Below are 16,972 nucleotides of genomic sequence, written 5' to 3' on the forward strand. Positions count from 1 at the left end.
CCGCCGACCACCCCGCAGCCCACCACCGAGCCGCCGACCGGGTGTGCCGGAGCGGTGCTCTGCGACGGCTTCGAGGGCCAGACCGGTTCGACGCCGTCCGGTGACTGGGCCGTGGTGAGCCCGGACTGTTCCGGGGCGGGTACCGCCACCATCGACACGGCGACCACGCACAGCGGCAGCCGGTCGGTTCGGATCAACGGCGCCGCCGGGTACTGCAACCACGTCTTCATCAGGTCCACGAAGAACCTCGGCAGCGTGGGCACCGTCCGATACGGCCGGGTCTGGGTCCGGCACACCACCGGCCAACCCACCGAACACACCACGATGATGGCGATGGCCGACGCCGCCGACGGCAACAAGGACCTGCGGTTGGGTGGCCAGAACGGCGCGTTGCAGTGGAACCGCGCCTCCGACGACGCGACCCTGCCCGAGCAGAGCCCGGCCGGGGTGGCGCAGAGCCTGCCATTGCCCACCAACCGGTGGACCTGCGTCGAGTTCATGGTGGACGGCGCGGCCGGTCAGCTGCGTACCTGGGTGGACGGCACCGCCGTCGCCGGGCTGACCGCGGACGGCGCGCCGACGCACGACATCGACGGCCAGTGGTACAACCGCACCTGGCGGCCGCAGCTCACCGACCTGAAGCTGGGCTGGGAGAGCTACGGCGGCGGGGCCGACACCCTCTGGTACGACGACGTCGCGCTGGGGTCCAGCCGGATCGGCTGCTGACCCTCGGAGGTCGCGGCCGGGGACCGTCAGCGGTGCCCGTCCAGATCAGCGAATGTGTCAAGGGTGTGACCCGGAAGCCGGGGTCACACCCTTGATCGTCATTGATCCTTCTTCACGGTACGGCGGGCCCACAGCTGCTCACCTCACCCGGGAGGATGTCTGAACACTGTCTGCCCGCGCCGTGGCAAGGGGCGGGAGGCGAATCGCCGCGTCCACCCTCGGCAGCTGCGCGGTCGGAGACCGAGGGAGAGGCGATCATGGACCGCAGGTTGACGGACATCCTGGACGCGGCGGCGCACGGGCACTTCCCGCCGTCGGACGGCGGGACCACAGTGGTGCCACAGCCAAGCCGCCGCGACGCCGGAGTCATCGCCTTCACTGGGCACTCGGTCGTGTTCACCGACGAAGACCCCCAGTGGGTACGCCGTACGCTGGCGACTGTCGACTGCGACTCCCTGGCGGCCACGATGAATCCGCGTTTCCTGGGGGCGCTGCTCGACCGCACCCGGCGCTCCATGGACACGATCGACCTGCTGACCGTGGCGGGCAGCCTTGACGGGCCACCTCCATTGCACCTGGCTGAGCTGGCGGACGCCGATCATCCTCGAGAGGTCAGGGCACGTCGGCGTCGTAACGACATCCGCGTCTGGGCCGCCGAGGGTGGGGTGGTCGTGCTCGGCCGCGGGGTAGCCGGTCGTTGGGAGGCGGCGATAGAGGTCGACGACGAGTGTCGCCACCGGGGTCTGGGAAGGGCGCTGGCGACGGCCGCCCGCCATCTGGTGCCCGACGGCCAGCCAATCTGGGCCCAGCAGGCCGCCGGCAACGCGCGCAGTGTGCGCGCCTTCCAGGCGGCGGGTTTCCGACCGGTGGGCGCCGAGGCGCTTCTTCTCCAGGCGTAGGCACTCCACCGGGGGAGCCGCACGTGCCACTGTGGGCCGAACCGTGATCGGCAGGAGGGTTTCCGAGATCACGCCCGAGGGCATCTCGCGGATGACGTCAGCCGCCCGCTACCCCTGATCGAGGAGAGCACCATGTCGGTCCAGGCATTTCTCTACATCGTCGCCGTCATCCTGATCGTGCTTGCTGCTCTGCCGCTGCCCACGAGGGGTGTCTCGCTCGCGCTTCTGGGTGCCGCCTGTGCCCTGCTCGCCTACGCCTGGCCGGTGATCACCGACTGACCTTCCCGTGAGTCGGCGTTTGCGGCCGGTGGCCGGCAGCCAGAGCGTGATGGGCTGCCAGCCACCGGCCGCAAGCATGTTGCCCTCACGGGGTCGGGGATCGCTTGCTGAGTTTCTTTCACGAGCGTAGGAAGAACACCACTCATCGATCCGCCGTCCAGCATCGAAGGAGATGCGTGTGACCACCTCCAGAGGGCTCCGTCTGGCCGTGTCCGTGCTGGTGACAGCAGGCGCCGTCCTGCTCGGCACGGCGGCCCCTGCCGCACCGCCAACGACTCCCGCACCGACCGGGCGCCCGTCCTGCGACCCGATCGACCCGACCGCCTGCCTGCTGCCGTTCCCGAACGACTACTTCACCGTGCCGGACCGGAGCAGCCCGACCGGCAAGCGGGTGCGGTTCCCCGCCGCCGCGATGCCCGCCAACGTGCAGGGAACCCCGATCGACCCGACCGAGTGGAACCGGCAGGACGGGTTCAGTCCAGGCTCACCGATCCTGGTGCGCGTACCCGGCCTCGACGCCGCGGCGAGCGGGATCGCGCCGGTCACCGACATCGGCCACTCGCTGGCGCCGAACGCGCCGATCGTGCTGCTCAACACCCGGACGGGTGAGCGCACGCCGTACTGGGCCGAGTTGGACGCGCACGCCGCCGGCCAGCCCGACCGGCAGCTGCTGATCATCCGGCCGGCGGTGGCGCTGGCCGAGGGCACCCGCTACGTCGTCGGGTTGCGCGGTCTGCGGGACGGCAACGGGGCGTTGATTCCGGCGCCGAAGGCGTTCACGACGTACCTGACCGGTGCCGGCCTCAAACAGCGTGACGCGCGGGGGCCGCAACTGAGGCGGAACGTCGCCGAGCTGAGCCGGACCGGCGTCAAGCGGCACAGCCTCTACCTGGCCTGGGACTTCACGGTGGCCAGCCGGCACGGGCTGACCGGGCGGATGTTGGCGGTCCGGGACGGCGCCTTCGCCGACCTCGGCCGGGCCGCGCCGCCGGTCACCGTCACCCAGGTGGCCGACTATTCACCGGAGCAGGACCCGCTGATCGCCCGGCAGGTCAGCGGCACCATCGGCGTACCGTCCTATCTGACCGGCGACGGCGGGCCCGGCTCCCGCCTGCACTACGGGCCGGCCGGCGGCGCCGGGACGCCGCCCACGCCGAACGCCCTGCCCACGCCGTCCGGCGCGACGGTGGCGGCGGACTTCGTCTGCAACATTCCGCGCAGTGCCTCGGCCGCGCGGCCGGCCCACCTCTCGCTCTACGGCCACGGACTGCTCGGCCGACCGACCGAGATCAACGCCGGCAACGTCAGGACGATGTCGAACACCCACAACTTCACCTTCTGCGCGACCAGCTGGATCGGCATGGCCGCCGCCGACGTTCCCTTCGTGGCCAACGCCTTCACCGACCTCAGTGTCTTCCCCGCGGTGGCGGACCGGTTGCAGCAGAGCTTCCTGAATTTCCTCTTCCTGGGTCGCGCGATGATCCACCCGGCGGGGTTCGCCGCCCACCCGGCGTTCCGGGACGCCACCGCCCGGCCGCTGATCAATCGCGTCGGCGGGCTGCACTACGACGGCAACAGTCAGGGCGGCATCAACGGAGGTGCGCTCACCGCCATCGCCCAGGACTGGACCCGGTCGGTGCTCGGCGTACCGGCGATGAACTACTCCACGCTGCTGCAACGCAGCGTGGACTTCGCACCGTTCCAGACCGTGCTGGACGGCTACTACCCGGACAAGGTCGACCAACAACTGGTCCTCGCGCTGCTGCAGATGTTGTGGGACCGGTCCGAGGCCAACGGGTACGCCCAGCACATGACCGACCGACCACTACCGCGCACCCCGGCGCACCAGGTGCTGATGCACGTGGCCTTCGGCGACCAGCAGGTCTCGCCGGCGGCGGCGGAGGTGCAGGCGCGCACCATCGGCGCGCGCCTGCACACCCCCGCGCTCGCCGACGGCTGGTCACTGGATGTGCGGCCGTACTGGGGCATCGCGCCGATCCGCCGCTACCCGTACACCGGCTCGGCGATCGTGATCTGGAACAGCGGCGCGGCCTACGCGCCACCGCCGACCAACCTTGCCCCGGCCGGGCCGGAGTACGGCGACGATCCGCACGAGTTCCCCCGCGCCCAGGCCGGAGCCCAGAAACAGAAGGCGGTCTTCCTGCTCACCGGCGAGGTCGTCGACGTTTGCGCGCGGACGCCCTGCCCTTGACGCGAGATCGGAACGAAGCGGGGCGCTGACCGTGTCAGCGCCCCGCCGGGAAACGTCGACCCTGTCGGGTCAGCAGCGCACCTCGGTCTCCTTCTGCGCCACGTCCGAGATGCCGCCGAGGGCCCGGGTGCACACCGACAGCGTGTTCGCGCCCAGGGACCAGACCTCCGGACCACTGGAACACTGCAGGTCGCGCAGCGTGCTTCCGGTAACGATGGAGGTGCAGACCTGGTACGAGCCGTGGCTGGCCCGGTACTGCTGCCACACGTACGTGTAGGCGTAGTTCTTGCCGCAGCCCTTGTACTGCTTGACCGATGCCGCGGTCTGACCGCCGACGGTGACGTACGCGGTGGCGCCGATCTGGACCGAGTCGACGCAGCGCGGGTTGGTCTCGGCGTGCGCGGGTCCGGCGAACGCCAGCGTCGCGGGCACAGCGAGACCGGCGGCCGCGAGGATGCGTACGCTGCGGCGGGAAAGGTTTCTCATGGTGACCTCCTTCAATGCACCGGGACCGTGGCGCCCGGTGTCGTCGATGCACCACATTGATGGCGGCCTTGTCCCGTTCGGTACCCTCTGACACGCTCTGACAACGCCTGATGACGTCGTCTGACATGGGGGAGTGATGAAGGACCAGCGTGCCGCCGCCCAGTCGCTTCAGGACAGACAGGCGGCCGAGAGGTTCGCCGAACAGCTTCGGACCTTACGGACCAGCGTGGGTGACCCGTCGTTCCGGAAGATGGCCGGACGCTCGGGCCGGATCTCGCACACCACACTGCACGAGGCCGCAGCCGGCACCAGGTTCCCGTCCTGGGAAACGGTCCGGGAGTTCGTCCGAGCCTGCGAGGCGGACGAGGCCCAGTGGCGGCGTCGCTGGGAGGACGCGCAGCGTCCCGCGTCCGTCCACGGTTCAGAAGACGGCGACACCGCCCCGGCCAGCACCGATTCCCCGACCGGCGCCGACACCCAGATCACCACGGGTGAAATGAAGTCCGACACCGGGACCCGCGCCCCGGAGACGAACGGGCCCGTCGTGTCCGTCGTTACCGTGCCGTCGCCGGAGCGGCAGAACCCGCTGCGGAACACTGACTATCCGCCGACCGACCAGGACGTCACGAGGGGACGGCGGCACCGGTTGCCGTGGCTCGCCGCCGCCGCCGTGGTCCTGGTGGTGGCGATGGTCGCCGTGCTGGGCGTCATCGTCCGCGGCCGGTCGTCCCGGGACGACCCCGGCACCGTGGCGGCGTCGTCCACACCGCCCGTGTCGCCGTCAGCGTCGGCGTTCTCGGACGCGCTGATCCCCGGCGACTCGAGCAAGTTCATCGCCGACGTCACCATTCCCGACGGCACCCGGGTGCGGGTGAACTCCCAGTTCGTCAAGGTGTGGGCCCTCAAGAACGTGGGGAAGGTCGCCTGGCACAACCGTTTCCTGGCGCGGACCAACCCGACCGCCGACGCCGACGGTTGCCAGGTGCCGGATCGGGTGGCGATCGGTGACACACCACCTGACGAGCAGGTGATGATCAGTGTTGAGGTCACCGCGCCGAGCCGCCCGGGGAAGTGCTGGGTGAGCTGGAAGATGGTCGACGAGAACGGGCAGGAGTTCTTCCCCACCCGCCGGCCGGTGTATTTCATGGTCACCGTCACCGCCTGAGTGCGCTTCCGGGCGCCCGGACCGGTGTCAGAGCGGCGATCGCTCGATGTCAGCTCCCGGGTGCCACCAAAGCTGACAACAGCACATCCATCGAGGTCGCTGCCGTCCTGACGGATCTGACAGCACAGCAGGGGTACCGAACAGCAGGCCGATTCTCGCAAGGTGATGTCCGTTCCGAACGACTCACCAACTGCGAGGAGGATCGACCTTGCGCCGTCCCTGGTTATCCGTCGGGCTCGCCGCGCTCTGCGTGGCAGTCGGCGTCCCGGCCCACGCGTGGGCCGCGACATCCGGCGCCACAGCGCAGCGAACCGTCACCGCGGCCGCGCGGCCGGTCGTGGACATGGAGGCCACCGTCCTGGCCGCCCAGATCGACCCCCGCCGGGCCGACAACACACTGACCCCGGGTGCGAAGAGTTCCGTGCTCGCCGTCGAGCAGGCGTTGCAGGCGCAGGGACTGCTCAACGCGCAGTGGGTCGACGGTTACTTCGGCACCGTGACCGTCTCGGCGTACGCCGCCTACCAGCGTTCGCTCGGCTACACGGGGCTGGCCGCGAACGGGCTGCCCGGCACGACGTCACTGACGAAACTCGGGCAGAACCGCTACACGGTCGCCAACACGATCGGCCCGGGCGCGAAGGTCCCGCGTGACGGGTACGTCGTCAACGCCCGTACGCAGGCGATGTTGGCCGAGGCGCAGCGTCTGCTCGGCTACACCCTGGCGCTCGACCAGGGCTCGTACAACCCCGGGGGCGACCCCACCTCGGCCGGTACGCACGACGGCGGGGGTGTGGTGGACATCGCTGTCACCGGCATGACCGCGGCCAAGCGCACCGCCGTCGCCCGGGCGCTGCGCAAGGTCGGCTTCGCGGCCTGGGTCCGCAACCCGAATCAGGGCGACTGGCCGTGGCACATCCACGCCACGGCGATCAACGACACGGACCTGTCCAGCCAGGCGCAGCACCAGGTCGGCGACTACCACCTCGGCATGAACGGCCTGGCCAACCAGGGACCGGACGACGGCCCCCAGGTCCCGATCAGGACCTGGGAGCAGTACCAGCGCGGGCAGTGACCCGCACCCCTCACCGTTTTGGAAAGGACACCATGAACATCCGTAAGAGCCTCGCCGCCGTCGGCGTCGCGCTGGCCGCGAGCACCTCGATCCTCAGCGTCGCATCGCCAGCGTCGGCGGCGGCCCGCGACGGGGTCTGCGACAGCGGCGAGTTCTGCTACTACTACAACAGTGACAACGCGGGATCGGTCTCGGACTTCACCGGCTCGCTCGACGACTACGGCACCGAGCAGCCCTCGTGCTACGACTTCAAGGGCGCCGGCGCCGGCAAGGGCCTGTGCATCAAGAACGAGGCCGCCTCGGTCTGGAACCGCAGCACCAAGACCGTACGCGTCTACTACAACAGCGGCTACGCCGGTTCTTACCAGGACTTCGCGGCCGGCGCGAAGACCAACCTCAACGCCACGCTGAAGAACAACAACGCCTCGCACCAGTTCTCGCCGTCGACCCGCACGAACCTGTCGTACGCCCTGTACCAGGCCAGCGGCGGCACTGTCACGTGCGGCTTCGACGGCTACACCACCACGCCCGGCCGGCACGAGGGCATCGACATCGCCCGCAGCGTCGGCTCGGACGTGCGCGCCCTGGTCTCCGGAACGGTCATCTACGTCGCGCGGGGCGCCACCGGTAGCGGCGGCCTGTCCACGATCTCCGTCTACAACTCCTCGCTCAACAAGTCGGTGATCTACCTGCACACCGCGCCGAAATCCGGGGTGAGCGTGGGCGACGCCATCAGCAAGGGCGAGATCATCGCCGATGAGTCGTGGCACGGGGTGTCCTCCAGCTCGGGCGCGCACACCCACATCGAGGTCCGGGCCGGCCGGCAGACCCACGCGGCCGTCAGCGTCGGGGACTCCACCCTGGACAACGCCGACCCGACCGCGTTCTGGAACTCCCAGGGCTACAACGAGAAGTAGGACATCATGAACATCCGTAAGGGCCTCGCCATCGTCGGCGCCGTCCTCGCCATGTCCACCTCGATCCTGAGTGTCGCCTCGCCGGCAGCGGCGGCCACACGGGACGGAACCTGCGACAGCGGCGAGTTCTGCTACTACTACAACAGCAACCAGGCGGGCTCGGTCTCGGACTTCACCGACTCACTGGACGACTACGGCACGACCCAACCGACCTGCTACGACTTCAAGGGCGCGGGCAGCGGCAAGGGCCTGTGCGTGAAGAACAACGCCGCGTCGGTGTGGAACCGCACCGGCAAGACGGTGCGGGTCTACTTCAACAGCAACTTCGCCGGTGCGACCCAGGACTTCGCGTCCGGGGCGAAGAGCAACCTCAACGCCACGCTGAAGAACAACAACGCCTCCCACGAGGTGCTGAGCGGGCCGACGGGCTGTAGCACCGACGGCACCAACAGCAAACTGCCGAGCACCATCCTCGTCTACCGGGTCAGTCTCGGGCGGGTCGACCGGGTCGACTTCAAGACGTACGTCAAGAACGTCCTCCCGAACGAGTGGGTGACGAGCTGGCCGGCCGCCTCGCTGGACGCGGGTGCGATGGCCGTCAAGAGCTACGGCTGGTACTGGGCACTGCACTCGACCCGGAAGACGTCCGGTGGACAGTGCTACGACGTTCGGGACGACACCGGCGACCAGGTCTACCGGCCGTCGTCGGCGGTGTCGTCGACGTCCGCGGCGGTGGACCGGACCTGGTCGGCCCGGATGACCCGCAGCGGCAACATCCTGCGGGCGCACTACTGCGCGACGACGACCGCGTGCGGTGGCTGGGTGGACGGGGACTGGCTGTCGCAGTACGGCTCGCGTGATCTCGCCAACGAGGGCAAGAACTACCAGGCGATCCTGCGCTACTACTACCGCGACATCGCGCTCTCCTGAGATAAGGCACCAACAGCGCCGCCCGCCGCAGATCTGCGGCGGGCGGCGCTGTCACGGTTACGGCACCGGCTACGCCGGCGGCTCGACCGCCTCGACGAGCACCTCGAGCACATGCCGGTACGGCTGGCCGGTGGCCCGGCTCATGCCCATCTCGCAGGTGCGGTTGCAGGAGGCGTACGCGTCGTGGTCGCGCTGGTTGATCTCGGCGGCCTGCGCCGCGGTGGCGCCGGCGGTGACCTCGGGGTGCAGCAGCCCCCGGTCACCGGCGAAGGCGCAGCACCCCCAACTGTCCGGCACCGTGACGGTGTCGGCGACGGCCCCGGCCACCGCGCGCAGGTCGTCGATGCCGCCGAGGTGCACAGTGGAGCAGGTGGGATGCAGGGCCAGCGAGCCGAGTCGCCGGGGCTGCGGCAGCGCCGGCAGGAGATGCTCGGCGGTGAAGGTCACGCTGTCGACGAAGCGCAGCGCGCCGTACCGTGCCCGGTCCTCCTCGGCCAGCGCGGAGGTCAGCTGCGTCAGGCCGTGCGTGCACGATGATGCGTCGCACACGACGGGCAGGCGACCCTCGTCGCTGGCCGCCCAGAGCGCGGCCAGGGTCCGCTCGGCCATCTCCCGGTGACCGGCGGGGTAGCCCTTGGACTGCCACGGGGTTCCGCAGCACAGACCCGCAGTGCCGGTCGGTACGACGAGCGGCACCCCCGCCAGTTCGCAGAGGCGCAGGAACGCCGCAGCCGAACCGCCGGACGAGCCGTCCTCAGGTGCGAAGAGGCTGCCGACGCAGGCCGCGAAGAACACCGCCTGGGCGTCCGGCGCACTACGCGGGGCGGGGCGGGGCGCGCCGGCGCGCGGCATGTCGTCGCTCCACAGCGGCACGAGTTCGGTGGCGCCGAGCCCACGGATCATCCCGGTGGCGGCGCGGGTCACCGGCGTCGGCACGGCGTGCGCGGCGGTCAGCCCCATCCGGACGCCGGCCACGGCGGCCTTCCAGTGCCGCGCGGCAGTGCGGGCGGTGCGCTGGGCGCGAGGGGTGTGCCGCTCGGCGCGCAGCCGCTTCATCGCCGCCCCGGTGTCGATGCCGACCGGGCAGGCGGTGACGCAGAGGCTGTCCGCGGCGCAACTGTCCACCGCGGCGTACTCGTAGTCGGCGGTCAGCTCCCGGCGGCGCTCCTCGTCGCCGGCGGCGGTGGCGAGGGCGATCTGCCGTTGCAGGACGATGCGCTGCCGGGGCGTGGTGGTGACGTCGGCGGTGGGGCAGACCGGCTCGCAGTAGCCACACTCGACGCAGGCGTCCAGCTCGGGGTCGACCGTCGGGACGGCCTTGAGCTGCCGCAGGTGCACTGTCGGGTCGTCGTTGAGCAGCACACCGGGGTTGAGCAGCCCGCTCGGGTCGCCCAACCGCTTGAGTTCGCGCATCACGTCGTACAGCTCGTCGCCGTACTGCCGGCGGACGAAGGGTGCCATGGCCCGACCGGTGCCGTGCTCCGCCTTGAGTGTTCCGCCCTCGGCGAGCACCAGGTCGACCATGTCGTCGGTGAACCGGGCGTAGCGGTCGATCTCGGCCGGGGTGTCGAAGGACTGGGTGAGCATGAAGTGCAGGTTGCCGTCCCGGGCGTGTCCGAAGATCACCGCGTCCGGGTAGCCGTGCCGGTCGAACAGACGGATCAGCCCGTCGCAGGTGCCGGTCAGGCGCGGCATCGGCACCGCGACGTCCTCCAGCAGGGCCGTGGTGCCGGGCGGACGGGCCCCGGCGACGGCGGTGTAGAGGCCCTTGCGCAGGTGCCAGAGGTTGGCCCGTTCGCGCGGGTCGCGGGTCAGCTCGGTGCCGGTGACGGCCCGCAGCCGGTCGAGTACGGGCCGGGCGTCGGCCAGCGTCGCGGCCAACTGCTCCGCGCTGTGCTCGGCGAACTCCACCAGCAGCGCGGCGTGGCCGGTGACCGTCAACCCGCGCAGGGCCGGGCTCGCACCCGGGTCGCGCTGGCTGACCCGCAGCGCGGCCGCGTCGAGCAGCTCGGCGGTACGGGCGCCGGCGGCGAGCAGAGCCGGCAGCGCGTCGGTGGCGTCGGTGAGACCGGGCAGGATCAGCAGGCCGGTGGCGGCGTGGTCGTGGATCTCGACGGTACGGAAGACTGCCTCGGCCACGAAGCCGAGCGTGCCCTCGCTGCCGATCATCAGGTGGGCGAGCATCTCGACCGGGGTGCTGTGGTCGAGCAGCGAGTTCAGCCCGTACCCCATGGTGTTCTTCATCGCGAACAACCGCTCGATGGTGGCGCGCGAACCCGGTGTGGATCGCACCCGATCGCGCAGGCGCAGCAGCCCGGCGTGCAGCTCGGGCTCGTCGGCCCGCAGCCGGTCGTCGGCGTCGCGGGCGCCGGAGTCGACGACGGTGCCGGACGGGAGCACGAAGCGCAGCGACTCCATGGTGCGGTACGCGTTGTCGGTGGTGCCGCAGGTCATCCCGCTGGAATTGTTGGCCACCATCCCGCCCACCGTGCAGGCGGCCTCGCTGGCCGGGTCCGGGCCGAGCCGGCGTCGGTAGCGGGCCAGCCGGGCGTTGGCCTGCCGGATGGTCAGGCCCGGCTGGAGCCGGATGCGGCGGCCGTCGTCGAGGACCTCGGCGTGCCGCCAGTCGGTGCGCACGTCGACCAGCACGCCCGCGCCGCCGGCCTGCCCGGCGAGGCTGGTGCCGCCGCCACGCAGGGTCAGCGGCACGCCGGCCTCCCGGGCGCCGGCCATCAGCGCCCCCACCTCGGCGGCCGAGGCGGCGCGAACCACGGCCTGCGGCTCGAACAGGTACGGCGAGGCGTCGTGCGCCGCCGCCAGCCTTCGGGGCAGCTCGGCGCTGGCCCGGCTCGGATCATCGAGGCGCGAACGCAGCAGCTCGGCGACCGCGCGGGCGCGAGCACCGGCCGCGGTCGGCGACGGTACGGGTACGACGGGTCTCATCGACGGATCCTCCCGGAGCGTGGTCAGCCGGCCACCGGCGGCACGGCGGGACGGCCGGCGATCAGCAGTCGGCGGGGACCGGTGCTGGCCGGAGCCGGCAGCCGCAGTGGCTGCCGGCCGGGGGTGATGCTGCCGAGCACCGAGGCGTGCCGCGCGCCGGTGCCCGAGGGCAGGGTGCCCGGCAGCCCGTGCACGGTGAGGTAGCCCAGCAGCGCGAAGGCCAGCGCCTCCTTGGCGTCCGACGCGACGCCCAGGTCGTCGCTGGAGGACAGCTGGACGCCGGAAAGCTCCTCGGCGATCATGCGCAGCAGCGTCGGGTTGTGTGCGCCGCCGCCGGAGACGACGAGCCGGGTGACGCCGTGGTCGCGGCAGGCGCCGGCCACCGTGACCGCCGTCAGCCGGGTGAGCGTGGCCAACACGTCCTGCGGGTCCGGTGTGGGCGCGTCGTCGAGGGCGGCGAGCAGGTAGGGCAGGTGGAACAGCTCTTTCCCGGTGCTCTTCGGGCCGGGCAGCCGGTAGTACGGCTCGTCGAGCAGCTGCCTCAGCAGCTCCGGATTCACCTGCCCGGCGGCGGCCCCGCGCCCGTCCCGGTCGTACTCCTCGGTGCCCCCGCTGAAGTGGCGCGCGGCGGCGTCGAGGAGCGCGTTCGCCGGACCGGTGTCGAAGGCGAGCGGGTCCGCGTCCGGCGCGACGACGGTGATGTTGGCGATGCCGCCCAGGTTCAGCGCGGCCGGGACGCCGGGCAGGCCACCCAGCAGCAGTGCGTCGAAGAGAGCGACCAGGGGAGCGCCCTGGCCGCCGGCGGCCACGTCGCGGCTGCGCAGGTCGGACACGACCGGAAGGCCGGTGGCCTCCGCGATCCAGGCCGGCTGACCCAGCTGGAGGGTGCCCCGAACCGTGCCAGCGTCGACCCAGTGGTGCATGGTCTGCCCGTGCGAGACCACCAGGTCGGCCTGGCCGTCGCACAGCTGGGCGAGGGCTCGCACGCCGGCCTCGGCGAAGGCCTGGCCGATGCCGGTGTCCAGCACGCAGATCGCCTCGGTGGTGGTCGCCGCGGGCGGCAGGGCGGCGGCGATCTGCGTGCGCAACTCGTCGGAGTACGGGTGGCTGAGCCGGCCCAGCGGTCGCATCCGCAGGGTGTCGCCGCTCAGCTCGAACTCGGCCGCGGCGACTTCGATGCCGTCGTAGGAGGTTCCGGACATCAGGCCGATCACGCGCATCACGTCCTCCTTCACGCCGGCCGGCGGGCGCCGCCGCCGCGTCGTCGTCGACCTCGTCGGTACGTCCATGGTCGTACGGAGTCTTTGGGGCCGGGTGGAACCGGCTGGTCGAGTTGACGCACGGCTCGCTCCAAACCAGCGGGTGTCAATAAGCGACGTGGTCCCACCATAACGCGAAACTTTTTGCCACCGCCCGTCCGGGCTGGTTACGCTGTGGTTTCAGCCTGCTGATACGGGGATTGTTCGCAGCTGCGCCCTCGGCCTGGCCGCGGCGGCGGGTCGCGAGGACGCGCTCGACGGCGAGCCGCCGCCGGGCAACCGGAGCACCTCTCCCCGCTGGCCGGCGACTGCACACCAGCGAGAGGAACGAGCACCCCGTGGACCTCAGCACCCTCGGCACCGAGACCCGCAACGACAAGACCGGCGACCTCGACCGGATGTCTCCCACTGAGTTGCTTCTCGCGATGAACGACGAGGACCAGACGGTCGCTGACGCCGTCCGCCAGGCCGTGCCGGACATCGCCGCCGCCGTCGACGTCATCGTGGCGTCGCTCCGTCAGGGCGGACGGCTGATCTACCTCGGCGCGGGCACCAGCGGGCGGATCGGCATGCTCGATGCCGTCGAGATCCCACCCACCTTCGGTACGACGCCCGAGCGGGTCATCGGTCTGCTCGCCGGCGGGGCACGAGCCTTCGGTGTCGCCGTGGAGGGCGCGGAGGACGACCCGACCCGCGCCGTCGCCGACCTCGACGCCGTCGGCCTGACCGCCCGCGACACGGTGGTCGGGCTCGCCGCCAGCGGCCGTACCCCGTACGTGGTCGGTGGGTTGGATCACGCCCGCGCGCTCGGCGCGGCGACCGTCTCGGTGGCCTGCAACACCGACGCGGTGACCAGCCGGCACGCCGACGTCGCCATCGAGGTGCCCACCGGCCCCGAGGTGCTCACCGGCTCCACCCGGCTCAAGGCCGGCACCGCCGAGAAGCTGGTCTGCAACATGCTCTCGACCGCCACGATGGCCCGGCTCGGGAAGGTCTACGGCAATCTGATGGTGGACATGAACGCCACGAACGAGAAGCTCGTCGACCGGGCGCGTCGGATCGTCGCCGAAGCCGCCGACACCGACCTCGACACGGCCGCGCGGGCGCTCGCGGCGGCGCACGGGCACGCCAAGACGGCCATCGTGCTGCTGCTGGCGAACTGCACCGCCGAGGAGGCCGCCGCTCGGCTGCGCGCCGCCGCCGACGACGTTCGGGCGGCCGTCGCGGCCTGATCCACAGGTTCGCGGTGGCGCCCTGTTCCGGTCCGGGTGCTCGTTGCCCGGTCGGTCGGGCGTCAGTTCTCCAGGTCGAACGCGAACGTGCCCGCCTCGATGCGCTCGATGAGCTGGCGGACGTCGTTTGCCTGCTGGACGGCGTTCTCCCACCCGCCGCTGGTGATGTCGACCAGCAGCACCGGGGCGGGGTCACTGCGCAGGTCGAGGACGAGCTGTTCTCTGGAGCTGTCACCGCCGATGATGGCGATACCAGGGTGCGCGACGGTGGCCTCGTCCCACCCCTCATGCTGCTCGAGCATCTCGCGGGGGGAGTTGAGCCACACGTAGGCGTCGGTGATCATCCAGCCGCGCCGGAACCACGACTCACCTTGGAGGTAGGTGCGCCAGACGTCGGGCAGCGCCCGGCCCAGGGTCCTCTCCGCGTCGGTGAACTCCTCATCGTCGACTGGGGCCCGGTACTCGGCCTCCGTGATGATCGTGCCGACGATGTGGGCGTTGAGGTCGTCGAGCTCCTCGGCAGGAATCCAGTACTCCAGCACGTCGCGGCCGCCGGCCTGCTGGACCTCGTAGTGGTCGAGGTACGAACGTTGCACGTCAAACCGGGTGACGTAGCCGACGCCTCGGGCGGGGACGTTCCATTCGCGGGCGATCTTCGTGGCATACCAGCGGTTGAGCACGGGGTAGAAGATCGGCTGGTCCGGCAGTCGTGGCGGCCAGGCCCGCCAGCCGGCCGCCGCCACGAGGTCGAGTTCGGCCTGCCCGGTGGGCCGCCACAGGGTGATCGTGTCGGAGTTGCCGATGCTCTGCTCCCTACCGGTTGCGGTGTCGGCGCCAGGACGCCGCCGCCCGACATTCTGACCGAACCGTGTCCAGGCGCGCGCAACGGCTTGTGCCGGGGTGGCGATCGTCGCGCTGTCGGCACCGCTTCGCTGTCGGACCGCGCGCCTAGAGTGCGCCGCATGTACTTCGTGTGCCGGTGGCGTGATGAAGTGCCGCTCAGCAAGCGGGTCGTCACACTGCCCGACGCGACGGTGCTCGACTGGTTTCGTCGTGGCTGGGCTCGCGACGACCCGCAAGGGTGGGTCGAGAGCGAACTGGACGGTGACGTCTACAGTCTCGACTCGATCTTCGAGGAGGCCCTGGAGCGGCAACTGCCGCCGCCGCAGAGCGTTGCCGAGCTGCGCGACCTGCTCAACGAGCACCTCTGGGTGGAGGGTGACGACGACGGCACGTTCATCAGGCTCGACACGCACACCCTGCGCGTGCGTACCGACGATGATGAGGTGGATCTGGCCTACTACTTCGTCGACGATGACGCCTTCGCCGCGTCGCCGGACCGGTTCGCGTTCATGCGGCATGACACCTGGCCGCTGCCCGGCGACGCCGCAGCGCCCGGAGCGGCCTTCAGCCACAGCGTGCCGGTCCGCACCGTACGGATCGCTCCGCCCGGTCCGGACGCTGTCTTCTCGGTCCGGCTGTGCTGGAAACCATCCGACGCTGAGACGAATTTGGACCTGGCCGGCGCCCTCGTCTTCCCCGGCCTCACTCTGCCGGGCCTTGCCGCTGGTCTTCGGGCCGTCGATGCGCCCGACACTCGGCTCTGGCCGCCCGACGCTCGGCTGCTGCGGGCACTCACCGCGCCGGATGAGAAGGACGTTGGGATGGCGCTGGAGCGCTATGCGCGGCTGCCCGGATACGACCCGTCGCCGGCCAACATCGGCCGGTTGTGGGCCCACGACGAGATCCACCGGGAGACGCTGGAGATGATGACCCCAGAGCCGTCCCTCGGCTCGCTGATCCGGTCGGACCAGCACATCGTGCAGGTCGCCCGATACATCGACGACTTCTTCGGGTTCGACCAGTGGTTCCTCTTCGACACCAGATGGGCGGCGGCCAACCAGGATCTGGCCCGATCGCTGCTCCGTTATGCCGTGCACTGGGATCCGTACGACGGCATGCCGTCTGAGTAGTCCTCCGGGCTCGGCGACGATCTCGCCAGGTCGACGAAGCGCCCCGTCCATGGTGGACAGGGCGCTTCGTGGTGTCAGTTGAGCTGTGAATCCGGAACCGCTCGGTCCTCGTCGCCGTCGGGGGCGCTGGCCAGTTCGATCCGGGGGGACCGATCCGGCGGGAGGTGGGCGAAGTCGGCGATGACGACGACATCCACCTCTCCGTCGATCATCGTCTGCTCGACGGTCTCCCACGGGGCCCGCATGATTCCTGCGAATCGGTAGGAGTGTCGGCGAAGGTGGCTGAGGCACCTTGTGACGGCGGGCTCCGACGGCTCGATGTGGGCGGGGATCCAGATAACGGCGATTTCCATGAACCTCTCCTGATCAACGTCGTGGACGCGAGTGGGTGATCAGGAGTTGTCGGGGCGGGGGAGGACCCCGCTCGACGGGACGGCTGGTAGCGCGCCTGTCGACGGCGGTGACGGTGAGCCCTGGGCGCAGCGGCGAGGTGGGCGGCGAAGCTGCGGCTGTTGACGTGGGTGGATCAGCACCGCTGGCACCGACGCCGGTCGGTGCGGACGCCAGCGCCAGCACGAACGCCGGCGGCCCCGGTGCGGGACGAGCGGGCGGGTTGGGCCGCTGTCCGGTGACGGCGGTCATCGTCGCCCGTGCCTGCTCCGGCGCCCGGCCATCGGACGTGCCGCGAGCGCCGCTTCGGGTCACCGTCGCCGGTACGTGCGTCGACGGTGCCGGCAATGGCGGCGAGGCGACCCGTGCTTCCGGGGATGCCGAGGCCGATGGTGCCCGTGTGGTCTGCGGCGGCGGCGACGGGGTGCCCGGCGGCCGACTTGGCCGGGCGGTGGAGGGCTTGGCCGACGGGGTCGGCACTGCAACGGC

Annotated in this window: 14 protein-coding genes and 2 pseudogenes; 11 read left to right on the forward strand and 5 right to left on the reverse strand. The window is 70.9% G+C overall.

Annotated elements, in window-relative coordinates:
- The 4 genes and pseudogenes from DLJ58_RS28320 to DLJ58_RS28330 all read left to right on the forward strand — a co-directional run.
- Positions 1 to 726 (forward strand): annotated as a pseudogene (locus DLJ58_RS28320) (LamG domain-containing protein); the annotation flags it as partial.
- Positions 727 to 983: 257 nt separating this feature from the next.
- Entirely contained in the window at positions 984 to 1,625 is a 642-nt protein-coding gene (locus DLJ58_RS28325) for a GNAT family N-acetyltransferase (RefSeq protein WP_124860844.1), read from the forward strand.
- Between the two features lie 132 nt (positions 1,626 to 1,757).
- Complete coding sequence (locus DLJ58_RS34150; protein ID WP_167362386.1) at positions 1,758 to 1,904, forward strand: hypothetical protein; 147 nt, start codon at positions 1,758 to 1,760, stop codon at positions 1,902 to 1,904.
- Between the two features lie 172 nt (positions 1,905 to 2,076).
- Complete coding sequence (locus tag DLJ58_RS28330; RefSeq protein WP_244219164.1) at positions 2,077 to 4,116, forward strand: hypothetical protein; 2,040 nt, start codon at positions 2,077 to 2,079, stop codon at positions 4,114 to 4,116.
- A gap of 69 nt (positions 4,117 to 4,185) precedes the next feature.
- On the opposite strand, the gene DLJ58_RS28335 is transcribed toward DLJ58_RS28330, so the two are convergent.
- On the reverse strand, positions 4,186 to 4,602 hold the full coding sequence (locus DLJ58_RS28335; protein ID WP_124860849.1) for a hypothetical protein: 417 nt from the start codon (positions 4,600 to 4,602) through the stop codon (positions 4,186 to 4,188).
- Positions 4,603 to 4,738: 136 nt separating this feature from the next.
- On the opposite strand from DLJ58_RS28335, the gene DLJ58_RS28340 reads away from it, so the two are divergent.
- The 4 genes from DLJ58_RS28340 to DLJ58_RS33910 all read left to right on the forward strand — a co-directional run bounded on the left by DLJ58_RS28340 (position 4,739) and on the right by DLJ58_RS33910 (position 8,686).
- On the forward strand, positions 4,739 to 5,767 hold the full coding sequence (locus tag DLJ58_RS28340; protein WP_124860851.1) for an NBR1-Ig-like domain-containing protein: 1,029 nt from the start codon (positions 4,739 to 4,741) through the stop codon (positions 5,765 to 5,767).
- 208 nt (positions 5,768 to 5,975) lie between these two features.
- Positions 5,976 to 6,839 carry a peptidoglycan-binding domain-containing protein gene (locus DLJ58_RS28345; protein ID WP_124860853.1) on the forward strand — a complete coding sequence of 288 codons (864 nt, stop codon included), beginning with the start codon at positions 5,976 to 5,978 and terminating at the stop codon, positions 6,837 to 6,839.
- Between the two features lie 32 nt (positions 6,840 to 6,871).
- Complete coding sequence (locus tag DLJ58_RS28350) at positions 6,872 to 7,756, forward strand: peptidase inhibitor family I36 protein (RefSeq protein WP_124860855.1); 885 nt, start codon at positions 6,872 to 6,874, stop codon at positions 7,754 to 7,756.
- 6 nt (positions 7,757 to 7,762) lie between these two features.
- Positions 7,763 to 8,686, forward strand: coding sequence for a peptidase inhibitor family I36 protein (locus DLJ58_RS33910; protein ID WP_158629635.1), 924 nt, complete (start codon positions 7,763 to 7,765; stop codon positions 8,684 to 8,686).
- Positions 8,687 to 8,755: 69 nt separating this feature from the next.
- Here the strand turns inward: DLJ58_RS33910 and DLJ58_RS28360 are convergent, their stop codons facing one another.
- Both DLJ58_RS28360 and DLJ58_RS28365 read right to left on the reverse strand, forming a co-directional pair.
- Complete coding sequence (locus tag DLJ58_RS28360; protein ID WP_124860857.1) at positions 8,756 to 11,629, reverse strand: FAD-binding and (Fe-S)-binding domain-containing protein; 2,874 nt, start codon at positions 11,627 to 11,629, stop codon at positions 8,756 to 8,758.
- Between the two features lie 23 nt (positions 11,630 to 11,652).
- Complete coding sequence (locus DLJ58_RS28365) at positions 11,653 to 12,849, reverse strand: anhydro-N-acetylmuramic acid kinase (RefSeq protein WP_124860859.1); 1,197 nt, start codon at positions 12,847 to 12,849, stop codon at positions 11,653 to 11,655.
- 377 nt (positions 12,850 to 13,226) lie between these two features.
- Between DLJ58_RS28365 and murQ the strand changes: the two genes are divergently transcribed.
- Entirely contained in the window at positions 13,227 to 14,120 is an 894-nt protein-coding gene (gene murQ, locus DLJ58_RS28370; protein WP_124860861.1) for an N-acetylmuramic acid 6-phosphate etherase, read from the forward strand.
- 455 nt (positions 14,121 to 14,575) lie between these two features.
- Here murQ and DLJ58_RS28375 read toward each other — a convergent pair.
- Positions 14,576 to 14,923, reverse strand: a pseudogene (locus tag DLJ58_RS28375) (ADP-ribosylation/crystallin J1); the annotation flags it as partial.
- A 159-nt stretch (positions 14,924 to 15,082) separates the two neighbouring features.
- Here DLJ58_RS28375 and DLJ58_RS28380 point away from each other — a divergent pair.
- Positions 15,083 to 16,093, forward strand: coding sequence for a hypothetical protein (locus DLJ58_RS28380; RefSeq protein ID WP_124860863.1), 1,011 nt, complete (start codon positions 15,083 to 15,085; stop codon positions 16,091 to 16,093).
- Between the two features lie 74 nt (positions 16,094 to 16,167).
- Here DLJ58_RS28380 and DLJ58_RS33915 read toward each other — a convergent pair whose 3' ends face one another.
- The gene (locus DLJ58_RS33915; RefSeq protein ID WP_158629636.1) at positions 16,168 to 16,338 is read right to left on the reverse strand and encodes a hypothetical protein; all 171 of its coding nucleotides are present in this window, start codon (positions 16,336 to 16,338) and stop codon (positions 16,168 to 16,170) included.
- A 272-nt stretch (positions 16,339 to 16,610) separates the two neighbouring features.
- On the opposite strand from DLJ58_RS33915, the gene DLJ58_RS34325 reads away from it, so the two are divergent.
- Positions 16,611 to 16,972, forward strand: a 362-nt coding sequence (locus DLJ58_RS34325) for a hypothetical protein (RefSeq protein ID WP_425271353.1), incomplete at its 3' end; no start/stop codon positions are given.

The organism is Micromonospora arida, from assembly GCF_003857035.1.
Classification (GTDB): Bacteria; Actinomycetota; Actinomycetes; order Mycobacteriales; family Micromonosporaceae; genus Micromonospora; species Micromonospora arida.

What these genes read in the sequence shown, in the direction of transcription:
- DLJ58_RS28325 (WP_124860844.1), top strand. Translation starts at nt 984, where the DNA reads ATGGACCGCAGGTTGACGGACATCCTGGACGCGGCGGCGCACGGGCAC.
- DLJ58_RS34150 (WP_167362386.1), top strand. Translation starts at nt 1,758, where the DNA reads ATGTCGGTCCAGGCATTTCTCTACATCGTCGCCGTCATCCTGATCGTG.
- DLJ58_RS28330 (WP_244219164.1), top strand. Translation starts at nt 2,077, where the DNA reads ATGCGTGTGACCACCTCCAGAGGGCTCCGTCTGGCCGTGTCCGTGCTG.
- DLJ58_RS28335 (WP_124860849.1), bottom strand. Translation starts at nt 4,602, where the DNA reads ATGAGAAACCTTTCCCGCCGCAGCGTACGCATCCTCGCGGCCGCCGGT.
- DLJ58_RS28340 (WP_124860851.1), top strand. Translation starts at nt 4,739, where the DNA reads ATGAAGGACCAGCGTGCCGCCGCCCAGTCGCTTCAGGACAGACAGGCG.
- DLJ58_RS28350 (WP_124860855.1), top strand. Translation starts at nt 6,872, where the DNA reads ATGAACATCCGTAAGAGCCTCGCCGCCGTCGGCGTCGCGCTGGCCGCG.
- DLJ58_RS33910 (WP_158629635.1), top strand. Translation starts at nt 7,763, where the DNA reads ATGAACATCCGTAAGGGCCTCGCCATCGTCGGCGCCGTCCTCGCCATG.
- DLJ58_RS28360 (WP_124860857.1), bottom strand. Translation starts at nt 11,629, where the DNA reads ATGAGACCCGTCGTACCCGTACCGTCGCCGACCGCGGCCGGTGCTCGC.
- DLJ58_RS28365 (WP_124860859.1), bottom strand. Translation starts at nt 12,849, where the DNA reads ATGCGCGTGATCGGCCTGATGTCCGGAACCTCCTACGACGGCATCGAA.
- DLJ58_RS28380 (WP_124860863.1), top strand. Translation starts at nt 15,083, where the DNA reads ATGTACTTCGTGTGCCGGTGGCGTGATGAAGTGCCGCTCAGCAAGCGG.
- DLJ58_RS33915 (WP_158629636.1), bottom strand. Translation starts at nt 16,338, where the DNA reads ATGCGGGCCCCGTGGGAGACCGTCGAGCAGACGATGATCGACGGAGAG.